Origin of the sequence: Mycobacterium sp. (assembly GCF_052143115.1) — a bacterium.
Lineage (GTDB): Bacteria > Actinomycetota > Actinomycetes > Mycobacteriales > Mycobacteriaceae > Mycobacterium.
The window spans coordinates 1-9,961 of sequence record NZ_JBKQTQ010000190.1 but is presented as its reverse complement, the minus strand read 5'-3'; the positions used below and the strand labels follow the sequence as shown (position 1 = coordinate 9,961).

Below are 9,961 nucleotides of genomic sequence, written 5' to 3'. Positions count from 1 at the left end.
CGATCGAAGACGAACCCGGTGTCGACCTGTCCAAGCTGGCCCGCCCGACGTCAACCTGGACGTACATGGTGCACGACAACCCGCTGGCCGACGACTCGCTTTCCGCGCTGAGCCTGCCCGGCATCTTCCGCTGAGGCTGCCGGCCACCTTCCGATAAGGTCACGCGTCATGAACCGCGCCGGCGACGATGCAAAGCGCAGCGATGAGGAGGAGCGGCGCTCATGAGCCAGGGGCCCCCAGACAACCGGCTCCTCACGGTGCCCAATGTGCTGAGCGGGATCCGTCTGGTGCTGATCCCGGTCTTCGTGTACCTGCTGCTGGTTGCCCATGCCAACGCCTGGGCGGTGGCAGTCTTGATGTTCAGCGGCGCATCGGACTGGGCCGATGGGAAGATCGCCCGACTGCTGAACCAGTCCTCGAAACTGGGGGCGTTGCTCGATCCGGCGGTCGACCGGCTCTACATGGTGACCGTTCCGATCGCGTTGGGGCTGCGCGGCATCATCCCGTGGTGGATCATCGCCGTGTTGTTGGCACGGGATGTGCTACTGGCCGCGGAGTTGCCGCTGCTGCGCACCCGCGGGTTCACCGCACTGCCGGTGCTTTACATCGGCAAAGCCGCGACTTTTGCGCTGATGTCCGCGTTTCCGCTGATCCTGCTGGGCCAGTGGGACGCGTTGTGGAGTCGGGTCGTGTTGGCCTGCGGCTGGGCTTTTCTGATCTGGGGCACGTACTTCTACCTGTGGTCGTTCGTGTTGTACGCGGTGCAGGTGGTGTTGGTGATGCGCCGGCTGCCCCCGGTGCGGGCCGGCCGCGGAAAGCCGCTGGCGAGTAGGGCAGATGTCGATGGCTGAACAGGCGCTCGGCGGCTACGACCCGTACGCGGGCCTCAGCGCCCACGAAGCGGGGCGACCACAGTTCATCCCGGTGCCGTCGTTGCTGCGTGCGCTGCTCTCCGAGCACCTGGATCCCGGTTACGCCGCCGCGGCAGCCAAACGCGACCACGCCGCCGAGCCGCCGACCGGTCGGGCCCGTGTTGGGAACTGGGTCTGGCAAGCGTTGGCGGCGTTGCTGGTGGCCACGGTGTTCGCCGCCGCCGTTGCCCAGGCTCGGCTGGTCGCGCCGGGGGTCAGCGCGGCCCAACGAGTCCTGGCGAGCAGCGTGCGTTCAGAGGAGGCGGCCACCAGCGACTTAACGGCACGCCGGAATGCGCTGACGGCGCAACGTGATGACGTTCAGCGGCGGGCGTTGGCCGAGGACGCCGAGGGCCAGCGGCTGCTGGCCAACCTCGACCGGCTCAGCCTGGCCGCCGCGAGCACCCCGGTCACCGGCCCGGGTCTGAGCGTGACGGTGACCGACCCCGGCCTGGCCCCGAATCTTTCCGACGTGTCCAAGCAGCGGGTAGCCGGCAGTCGGCAGATCATCCTCGACCGGGACCTGCAGCTGGTGGTCAATTCGTTGTGGGCCAGCGGCGCTGAAGCGATCTCTGTCGGCGGCGTGCGGATCGGGCCTAACGTGACCATCAGGCAGGCGGGCGGCGCGATATTGGTTGACAATAATCCGATCAGCAGCCCTTACACGGTCCTAGCCGTCGGACCCCCGCATTCCATGCAGGATGTTTTCGACGGCAGCCCCGGCCTGCGCCGGTTGCGCCTCTTGGAGACGTCTTACGGCGTCGGCGTCGGCGTCAGCGCCCGCGACGGCCTCACCCTGCCCGCCGGGGCGGTCCGAGATGTCAAGTTCGCCAAAAAGATCGGGTCCTAGTGGTGAAATTTCCAATGGCACGACGCGCAGCGTCGAAACTGCCGGTGAGGAGAGCGGAGCACCGATGATCGGTATTGCGGCGCTGGTCGTCGGGATCGTGCTGGGCTTGGTGTTTCATCCCAGCGTGCCGGAGGTCATCCAGCCGTACTTGCCGATCGCGGTGGTCGCGGCGCTCGACGCGGTGTTCGGCGGGCTGCGAGCCTATCTGGAGCGGATTTTCGACCCGAAGGTTTTCGTGGTGTCGTTCGTGTTCAATGTCTTGGTGGCCGCCCTGATCGTCTATGTCGGCGACCAGTTGGGCGTTGGCACACAATTGTCGACGGCGATCATCGTCGTGCTCGGCATCCGCATCTTCGGTAACGCCGCGGCGCTGCGGCGCCGGCTATTCGGGGCTTAACGGGCATGAGACCGACATGAGCGACCCCAATTCTGAAGGCGCGCCGCAGGACAACGAGTCCGAGTCCAAAGCCGACGAGACCGCGGTACAGCCGGAGCAGCAGGAACATGGCCCCGCCGACCCCGCCCAGCACGGCCGGCATGAACTGCAGCCGCACCAGCCACACCCCGAGATAGGTGAGCTGCGCCCACGTGGATTTCTCGGCATGCTGCGGCGCGGCCTGGCGGTCTTCGGCACGCTGGCGGTCTTGCTGTGCCTGCTGCTGGGAGTCGCCATCGCCACCCAAGTCCACCAGAACAGTTCCGGTGACTCGTTGGATACCGCCCGTCCGGCGGACCTGCTGGTGCTGTTGGACTCACTGCGTCAACGTGAGGCGACGCTGAGCACAGAAGTCGCGGAGTTACAGCGCACGTTGTCTGCGCTGCAGGCATCAGGCAGCAGCGACCAGACCGCCATCCAGAATGCCCAGGCCCGGCTCGCCGCGCTGTCGATCCTGATCGGCACCGTCGGGGCCACCGGTCCGGGCGTCACAGTGCGAATCGAGGACCCCGGACCAGGTGTGGCACCCGAGGCGATGCTCGACGTGATCAACGAATTACGGGCGGCCGGGGCCGAGGCGATCCAGATCGGCGACGGCCACCAAGCGGTGCGAGCCGGTGTCGACACCTGGATCGTCGGAGCTCCCGGCACCCTGACCGTCGACGGCAAAACCCTCATGCCACCGTATTCGGTTCTGGCCATTGGTGATCCACCAACGCTCGCGGCGGCGATGAACATTCCGGGCGGCGCGGTGGACAGCGTCAAACGTGTCGGTGGCACCATGTCGGTCCAACAGGGCGACAAAGTGGACATCACCGTCTTGCGACAACCAAAACCGCGCCAATACGCTCAGCCAGTCAAGTGAGTAACCGACGAAGACAGGAACACCGTGAGCGAAATTCCGCCTGATTTGCACTACACCGCCGAACACGAGTGGATTCGCCGTACCGGAGACAACACCGTTCGGGTAGGGATCACGGACTTCGCGCAGTCGGCGCTTGGCGACGTGGTGTTTGTGCAGCTGCCCGACGTGGGTACCGAGGTGACCGCGGGGGAGTCCTTCGGCGAGGTGGAGTCGACCAAGTCGGTGTCGGACTTGTTCGCACCCGTTTCGGCGAAAGTCGTTGCCGTCAATGGCGATCTGGATGGCAACTCGCAGCTGGTCAATTCCGATCCCTACGGCGCCGGCTGGCTGATCGACCTCGAAGTCGACGGTGGGTCCTTCGAGCAGGACTTCGCGGCGCTGCTGGACGCCGAGGCCTACCGCGCCACCCTGGCCGAATGACCCTTGTTATCGTTCCCTGCGCCGCCGACGCGCCGCGCCCGGGGAGATGCACGCGCCGATCCGGCGGGGGACGGCACATTGGGGTCCCGTGCGCGGTACGGTCGACACATCGACGGTCAAGGTGGGTGGGAAACCGGTCGAGCGGGCCCAACCAGACAAGGCAGCAGCGGCCAGTGAGGAGCAGCGGGTGACGGAGAAGGACAACGACCAGACCCCTGACGAAGTCACCGCGGAGACGACATCGGTCTTCCGCGCCGACTTCCTCAACGAACTGGACGCTCCCGCCCAATCGGGCACGGAGACCGCCGTCTCAGGCGTCGAGGGACTTCCGCTCGGTTCGGCGTTGCTGGTCGTCAAACGGGGACCGAACGCGGGCTCTCGCTTCCTGCTCGACCAGCCGACCACCTCGGCCGGCCGGCATCCCGACAGCGATATCTTCCTCGACGACGTCACGGTCAGCAGGCGGCACGCGGAATTCCGGTTGGAAACCGACGAGTTCCAAGTCGTGGACGTCGGCAGCCTCAACGGCACATACGTCAACCGGGAGCCCGTCGATTCGGCTGTCCTGGCAAACGGCGACGAGGTTCAGATCGGAAAATTTCGCCTGGTGTTCTTGACCGGTCCCAAGGCCGGTGACGACAACGGAGGGCCCGGAAGCTAGTGACCGCGCCGGAGACCCCCGCGCTGGCCGGGATGTCGATCGGAGCGGTCCTCGACCTGCTACGGCCAGACTTTCCGGACGTGACGATCTCCAAGATTCGGTTCTTGGAGGCCGAGGGTCTCGTCACGCCGCAGCGGGCGGCATCGGGCTATCGCCGATTCACCGCCTATGACTGCGCACGACTGCGCTTCATCCTGACGGCTCAGCGGGACCAGTACCTACCGCTGAAGGTGATCAAAGCGCAGCTAGACGCCCAGCCCGATGGCGAGTTGCCGCTCGCCGGATCGCCTTATCGGGTACCGCGATTGGTGTCCGTCGGGAGTCCGGAGCCGGGTCAATCGGGGTCGGATCCGGCGGCGGTGGCGCCCACCCGCATCCGGCTGAGCCGCGAAGATCTGCTCGAGCGCTCGGGGGTGGATCCCGAGCTGTTGGCGGCGCTGCTCAAGGCGGGGGTGATCACCACCGGACCGGGGAGTTTCTTCGACGAGCATGCGGTGGTGATCCTGGAGTGCGCCCGGGCGCTCGCCGAGTATGGGGTCGAACCACGTCACCTGAGGGCATTCCGCTCGGCGGCTGACCGGCAGTCCGACCTGATCGCGCAAATCGCCGGTCCGCTTGTCAAGGCGGGCAAGACCGGCGCCCGTGACCGCGCCGACGACCTGGCGCGGGAAGTCGCCGCGCTGGCAATCACATTGCACACGTCGTTGATCAAGTCGGCAGTGCGCGACGTTCTGCACCGCTGAAGGACTAGACTTCGTTCGACAGCTTGTGTTCGGCGGCTTGGTCTTCCCACCGCGACGTCGGGCCAGGTCTGAAACGGACAGGGCAGCACGTGCGGAGGGCAGACACAGATGGGTGAAGTTCGCGTTGTCGGCATTCGCGTCGAGCAGCCGCAGAACCAGCCGGTCCTGTTGCTGCGCGAGGCCAACGGTGACCGGTACCTGCCGATCTGGATCGGCCAATCCGAGGCCGCGGCGATCGCGCTTGAGCAGCAGGGAGTCGAGCCGCCGCGCCCGTTGACGCACGACCTGATCCGGGATCTCATTGCCGCGCTTGGCCATTCGCTGAAAGAAGTGCGGATTGTCGACTTGCAAGAAGGCACCTTCTACGCCGATCTGATCTTCGACCGCAACATCACCGTCTCGGCGCGGCCGTCGGACTCGGTTGCCATCGCTTTGCGGGTCGGCGTGCCGATCTACGTCGAGGAGGCGGTTCTCGCGGAGGCGGGCCTACTGATTCCCGACGAGAGCGACGAGGAGCCCTCCACCGCCGTCCGAGAAGACGAGGTGGAGAAGTTCAAAGAGTTTTTGGACAGCGTTTCGCCCGACGACTTCAAAGCCACCTAACGCGGTGACGATGCGCGCCGCGACGGCGCGTGACGAGGCGGGTAATTCAGCACGTCAGCAACCTGGTCGACGCGTGTTGTGTCGCACCGGCGCCGGGGGCGGCAACATCACGGATGCGTCTCATCTGCGAGCTCGACCTCGACACGCCCGTCGGATGGCTGCGAGTCACCGTGAAGGCGGCCATACTTTGATCTCGATGTGATTAGTTCTACGAACACCACAGCGTGTCGAAAAGCGTATGCTCACAAGCACTCGGCTGAGCAATCGCGGCTACCGACAGCCCGTAACGAGCGTGATCGGCGAGAGGAAGCACCGTGGGAGACCAACCACGTCACGACCAATTGGACCTCGAGTCCGTCACCGCGATCGACGACACCGCAGCAACCCGCCCCGATCAGGCCGTCCGCGCGCCGAGCGAACCCGTGCAAGCCGGCTTGTTCCCCGACGACTCGGTGCCCGACGAATTGGTCGGCTATCGGGGCCCGAGTGCGTGCCAAATCGCCGGCATCACTTACCGCCAGTTGGACTATTGGGCGCGCACGTCGCTGGTAGTGCCGTCGATTCGCAGCGCCGCGGGGTCAGGCAGCCAACGGCTGTATTCGTTCAAGGACATCCTCGTTCTCAAGATCGTGAAGCGGTTGCTGGACACCGGCATTTCGTTGCACAACATCCGGGTCGCTGTCGACCATCTGCGCCAGCGCGGTGTGCAGGACCTGGCCAACATCACGCTGTTCTCCGACGGCACCACGGTCTATGAGTGCACCTCGGCCGAAGAGGTCGTCGACCTGCTGCAGGGCGGGCAGGGTGTCTTCGGCATCGCCGTCTCCGGAGCGATGCGCGAGTTGACCGGCGCTATTGCGGACTTCCCCGGCGAACGCGCCGACGACGGCGAGTCGATTGCCGCCCCGGAGGACGAGCTGGCCTCCCGCCGGAAGCACCGCGACCGCAAGATCGGCTGACCTGGGCCGTTCACCTCGCTCGACGCCGACCGCTGTGCGCGCGGCGACGAGTAGGTAAAATCGGCACTGCATCGCCCTTGCGCGGGAGAGTTCCGTGGCTGCCAGCCACGGACGCCGAAGGAGCAACACCTCTCCGTCAACCTCTCAGGCACCCGGACCGCGCCAGACCCCGATGCCTCTGGAAAGCGGTGGCCCGGCATTTGGGTCGCCCGCCCATGGGGAAAGACATCACGCCGCCGCGGATGTCGAATCTCTCAGGCGCCCGGTTCGGGTAGACGACAGAGGGAGAGGAACGCACAACACAGCCCGGCGACGATGCAGACCGCGAAGCGTCTGAGGAGCAGCCGGGCAAAGCAACAGGTGCGGTTCCGCCTCACGTCAGGAGTCCCCGAGTGTCCGACTACACCAACCCGCTTTTCGCCGACCGGCACATCGGCCCGGACAGCGATGCCGTCGCGGCCATGCTCGAGGTCATCGGTGTCGACTCGCTGGAAGAATTGGCGCGTCGCGCGGTACCCGCCGGGATTCTCGACAAGGTCACCGACACCGGCGCCGCGCCCGGCCTGGATCAGCTGCCCCCGCCGGCCAGTGAGGCCCAGGCACTGGCCGAGCTGCGGGCACTGGCCGACGCCAACACGGTCGGGGTGTCGATGATCGGGCAGGGTTACTACAACACGCTCACGCCGCCGGTGTTGCTGCGCAACATCATGGAGAACCCGGCCTGGTACACCGCCTACACGCCATACCAGCCGGAGATCAGCCAGGGCCGGCTGGAAGCGCTGCTGAACTTCCAGACCATGGTGGCCGACCTGACCGGTCTGGAAGTGGCCAACGCGTCGATGCTCGACGAGGGCACCGCGGCCGCCGAGGCGATGACGCTGATGCACCGCGCGGTCAAGGGCGGCGCCACCCGGCTGGCCGTAGACGTCGACGTCTTCGCCCAGACCGCCGCGGTGCTGGCCACCCGCGCCGAGCCGCTGGGCATCGAGATTGTCACGGCCGACCTGCGCTGTGGTCTTCCGGATCTGCCGGACGGAGGCGAGTTCTTCGGCGTCATCGCGCAGCTGCCCGGCGCCAGCGGCCGGATCACCGACTGGTCTGCGCTGGTGTCGGAGGCGCACGACCGCGGTGCGTTGGTGGCCATCGGCGCGGACCTGTTGGCGCTGACGTTGCTCACCCCGCCGGGAGAGATCGGCGCCGACGTGGCGTTCGGCAACACCCAACGCTTCGGTGTGCCAATGGGATTCGGCGGTCCACACGCCGGATACCTGGTGGTGCACACCAAGCACGCCCGTCAACTGCCCGGCCGACTGGTCGGTGTTTCCATCGACGCAGATGGCTCACCCGCATACCGGTTGGCGCTGCAGACCCGCGAACAGCACATCCGTCGCGACAAGGCGACCAGCAACATCTGCACCGCCCAAGTGCTGTTGGCGGTGATGGCCGCGATGTACGCCAGCTATCACGGCGCCGACGGGCTGGCCGGCATCGCCCGGCGGGTGCACGCCCATGCCGAGACCATCGCCGCCGCACTCGGTGACGCGTTGGTGCACGACAAGTACTTCGACACGGTGCTGGCCCGGGTGCCCGGCCGCGCCGACGAGGTGATCGCCGCGGCCAAGGCCAACAACATCAACGTGTGGCGCGTCGACGACGACCACGTGTCAGTGGCCTGCGACGAAGCCACCACCGATGACCACGTGGCGGCGGTCGTGGACGCCTTCGCCGTTTCGGCGACCGAGCCGGCCTCCACCGATATCGCGACCCGGGCGTCGGAGTTCCTGACCCATCCGGCGTTCACCCGGTATCGCACCGAGACGTCGATGATGCGGTACCTGCGCGCGCTGGCCGACAAGGATCTTGCCTTGGACCGCAGCATGATTCCGCTCGGCTCGTGCACGATGAAGCTCAACGCCGCCGCCGAGATGGAATCGATCACCTGGCCGGAGTTCGCGCATCAGCACCCATTCGCTCCGGCATCCGACACCCCAGGTCTGCTGCGCCTGATCGGCGATCTGGAGACCTGGCTGGTGCAGATGACCGGTTACGACGCGGTCTCGCTGCAACCCAACGCCGGTTCGCAGGGCGAGTACGCGGGCCTGCTGGCGATTCACGCCTACCACGCCAGCCGAGGCGAACCGCAGCGCGACATCTGCCTGATCCCGTCCAGCGCGCACGGCACCAACGCCGCCTCCGCCGCGTTGGCCGGCATGCGGGTGGTCGTGGTGGCCTGCCGCGACAACGGCGACGTCGACCTCGACGACCTGCGCGCCAAGGTCAGCGAGCACGCCGACCGGTTGTCGACGCTGATGATCACCTATCCGTCCACCCACGGCGTGTACGAGCAGGACATCGCCGAGATCTGCGCCGCCGTGCACGACGCCGGCGGCGAGGTGTACATCGACGGCGCCAACCTCAACGCGCTGGTCGGGCTGGCCCGGCCAGGGCAGTTCGGCGGCGACGTCAGCCACCTGAATCTGCACAAGACGTTCTGCATCCCACACGGTGGCGGCGGCCCGGGCGTCGGGCCGGTGGTGGCGCGCTCACATCTGGCGCCGTTCCTGCCCGGGCATCCGCTGGCCGCCGACCTGCCGCAGGGTCCGCCGGTGTCGTCGGCGCCGTACGGGTCGGCATCGATCCTTCCTATCACCTGGGCGTACATCAGGATGATGGGCGCGGACGGCTTGCGGGCCGCGTCGTTGACGGCGATCGTGTCGGCCAACTACATGGCCCGCCGGCTCGATGAGTACTACCCGGTGCTCTACACCGGCGAGAACGGCATGGTCGCCCACGAGTGCATCCTGGACCTGCGGCCGATCACCAAGTCCACCGGCGTGACCGTCGACGATGTCGCAAAACGCTTGGCGGACTACGGCTTCCACGCACCGACCATGAGCTTCCCGGTCGCCGGCACACTCATGGTGGAGCCCACCGAGAGCGAGAGCCTGGCCGAGGTCGACGCGTTCTGCGAAGCCATGATCGCCATCCGCGGCGAGATCGACAAAGTGGCGGCCGGGCTGTGGTCTGTTGAAGACAATCCGCTGCGGGGTGCACCGCACACCGCCGAGTGCCTGCTGGTCCCCGACTGGAATCACCCGTATACCCGCGAAGAGGCCGCCTATCCGCTCGGGAAGGGGTTCCGGCCCAAGGTGTGGCCGCCGGTGCGTCGCATCGACGGGGCGTATGGCGACCGCAACCTGGTCTGCTCGTGCCCGCCGGTGGAGGCGTTCGTCTAGGCAGCGTCTGTTTGGGCGGAAATGTCGCGGCCGAAGACGCCGGCCGATGCCACCGGTGGACGCAAATCGGGCTAGGCGGCGTGCCGAGCGAGCGCGATGCCGACTCGGATCTCGACATCACTGACCGTGATTACCGGCCCGCGCGGCGGAGCGCCCGACCGATATCGCCTACCCGTCGGCGTACTGAATTCAGCTGTGTGCGTGTGATTTTCGTCCATGCTGGTGCTGACCTGCCAGCCGTCGGCTTCTTTGGCGTAGTTGCAGCGCTCGCAGGACC

The 9,961-nt window shown here is 66.7% G+C and carries 10 protein-coding genes, 2 pseudogenes and 2 riboswitches; of the genes and pseudogenes, 11 read left to right on the top strand and 1 reads right to left on the bottom strand.

The features are described 5' to 3' along the window. Positions 1-187: 187 nt before the first annotated feature. The 11 genes and pseudogenes from ACLQI9_RS19960 to gcvP form a co-directional block, all read left to right on the top strand. Positions 188-250, top strand: a pseudogene (locus ACLQI9_RS19960) (hypothetical protein); the annotation flags it as partial. Further along, positions 222-851 carry a CDP-alcohol phosphatidyltransferase family protein gene (locus ACLQI9_RS19955; RefSeq protein ID WP_442383475.1) on the top strand — a complete coding sequence of 210 codons (630 nt, stop codon included), beginning with the start codon at positions 222-224 and terminating at the stop codon, positions 849-851. The pseudogene ACLQI9_RS19960 and the gene ACLQI9_RS19955, both read left to right, overlap by 29 nt. Beyond that, a complete protein-coding gene (locus tag ACLQI9_RS19950) occupies positions 838-1,761 on the top strand; it encodes a DUF881 domain-containing protein (RefSeq protein WP_442383473.1) in 924 nt (307 codons plus the stop codon). Before ACLQI9_RS19955 ends, ACLQI9_RS19950 begins: the two co-directional genes overlap by 14 nt. 64 nt (positions 1,762-1,825) lie before the next feature. Further along, entirely contained in the window at positions 1,826-2,158 is a 333-nt protein-coding gene (locus ACLQI9_RS19945) for a small basic family protein (RefSeq protein WP_324440481.1), read from the top strand. A 16-nt stretch (positions 2,159-2,174) separates the two neighbouring features. Beyond that, positions 2,175-3,062, top strand: coding sequence for a DUF881 domain-containing protein (locus ACLQI9_RS19940; RefSeq protein ID WP_442383470.1), 888 nt, complete (start codon positions 2,175-2,177; stop codon positions 3,060-3,062). A 24-nt stretch (positions 3,063-3,086) separates the two neighbouring features. After that, positions 3,087-3,482 (top strand): glycine cleavage system protein GcvH, encoded by a 396-nt coding sequence (gcvH, locus tag ACLQI9_RS19935; RefSeq protein WP_442383468.1) that lies wholly within the window; start codon positions 3,087-3,089, stop codon positions 3,480-3,482. 187 nt (positions 3,483-3,669) lie between these two features. After that, positions 3,670-4,143 (top strand): glycogen accumulation regulator GarA, encoded by a 474-nt coding sequence (garA, locus tag ACLQI9_RS19930; RefSeq protein WP_442383466.1) that lies wholly within the window; start codon positions 3,670-3,672, stop codon positions 4,141-4,143. After that, positions 4,143-4,886 carry a transcriptional regulator FtsR gene (gene ftsR / locus ACLQI9_RS19925; protein ID WP_442383464.1) on the top strand — a complete coding sequence of 248 codons (744 nt, stop codon included), beginning with the start codon at positions 4,143-4,145 and terminating at the stop codon, positions 4,884-4,886. Before garA ends, ftsR begins: the two co-directional genes overlap by 1 nt. A gap of 108 nt (positions 4,887-4,994) precedes the next feature. Then, a complete protein-coding gene (locus ACLQI9_RS19920) occupies positions 4,995-5,489 on the top strand; it encodes a bifunctional nuclease family protein (protein ID WP_085195536.1) in 495 nt (164 codons plus the stop codon). 314 nt (positions 5,490-5,803) lie between these two features. Continuing rightward, positions 5,804-6,448, top strand: a complete 645-nt coding sequence (locus tag ACLQI9_RS19915; RefSeq protein ID WP_442383462.1) for a MerR family transcriptional regulator — start codon at positions 5,804-5,806, stop codon at positions 6,446-6,448. 72 nt (positions 6,449-6,520) lie between these two features. Continuing rightward, positions 6,521-6,618: riboswitch (glycine riboswitch) on the top strand. Next, a riboswitch (glycine riboswitch) is annotated at positions 6,619-6,740 on the top strand. It begins immediately after the preceding riboswitch. Between the two features lie 100 nt (positions 6,741-6,840). After that, positions 6,841-9,684, top strand: coding sequence for an aminomethyl-transferring glycine dehydrogenase (gene gcvP, locus ACLQI9_RS19910; protein ID WP_442392052.1), 2,844 nt, complete (start codon positions 6,841-6,843; stop codon positions 9,682-9,684). 71 nt (positions 9,685-9,755) lie between these two features. Here gcvP and ACLQI9_RS19905 read toward each other — a convergent pair. Then, a pseudogene (locus ACLQI9_RS19905) lies at positions 9,756-9,961 on the bottom strand (HNH endonuclease); the annotation flags it as partial.